Consider the following 722-nt stretch of genomic DNA (forward strand, 5'->3'; position numbering starts at 1 on the left):
TTTGCTACTGCTTTAGCTGCGCCAGTTGAAGTTAGAACCATATTCAAAGATGCACTGCGACCGCGACGGTCACCTGAGTGGAAGTTATCGATCAGGTTTTGGTCATTCGTGTAAGAGTGAACGGTTTCAATATGGCCCGAAAGTACGCCGTATTTGTCGTTCAATGCTTTTAGAACTGGTGTGATTGCGTTGGTGGTACAGCTCGCTGCAGAGATGATGGTGTCATCTTCTTGAATCACAGATTCGTTAACGCCGAATACAACGTTCTTGATGTCGCCTTTGCCCGGAGCCGTTAGCAGTACTTTCTCTGCGCCTTTACACGCTAAATGTTGGCTCAGACCTTCAGAATCACGCCACACACCTGTGTTATCAACAACAAGTGCATTGTTGATGCCGTACACAGAGTAATCTACATCACTAGGATGGTTTGCGTAGATGATTTGAATGTAGTTGCCGTTAACGATAAGCGCTTTGCGCTCTTCATCAATCACGATGCTGCCGTTAAATTGACCGTGTACAGAATCACGACGAAGTAGGCTAGCTCGTTTTTCTAAATCACCTTTCTTACCGCCACGAACAACAATTGCGCGCAGTCGAAGAGGGTAACCTGGGCCACTCTTTTCAATAAGAAGACGAGTCAGTAGGCGACCAATACGACCAAAACCGTAAAGCACAACATCGCGAGCGGCTAGAGAAGAGTCGGCATCACGCGCGCCTTGAAG

At 47.4% G+C, this 722-nt stretch carries 1 protein-coding gene; it reads right to left on the reverse strand.

Going from position 1 to position 722, the window contains the following annotated elements; genetic code table 11:
• A partial coding sequence (locus R7R24_RS26795; RefSeq protein ID WP_318120129.1) for a glyceraldehyde-3-phosphate dehydrogenase occupies positions 1-722 on the reverse strand: 722 nt, incomplete at both ends.

The organism is Vibrio sp. 704, from assembly GCF_033339295.1.